The organism is Paenibacillus sp. LPE1-1-1.1 (assembly GCF_040676435.1).
GTDB lineage: Bacteria > Bacillota > Bacilli > Paenibacillales > Paenibacillaceae > Pristimantibacillus.
The window spans coordinates 1-222 of the sequence record NZ_JBEGHY010000039.1 but is presented as its reverse complement, the minus strand read 5'-3'; the positions used below and the strand labels follow the sequence as shown (position 1 = coordinate 222).

General features: G+C 55.9%; 1 rRNA gene. It reads right to left on the bottom strand.

The window, feature by feature from the left end:
- Positions 1 to 222 (bottom strand): 23S ribosomal RNA (locus MRBLPE1_RS26755); the annotation flags it as partial.

The window sequence follows — 222 nt, the reverse complement described above, 5'->3', positions numbered from 1 at the left end:
GCTCTGCTCGCCTACCTGTGTCGGTTTGCGGTACGGGCACCTTCACCTGGCTAGAGGCTTTTCTTGACAGCCGGAGTACATGACCTTCGCTACTATAATTTTCGCTCCCCATCACAGCCCAGCCTAACAGTGTGCGGATTTGCCTACACACTAGCCTCACTGCTTGGACGGGCTATTCCATCAGCCCGCGTCACTGCCCTTCTGTGTCACCCCATTGCTCAT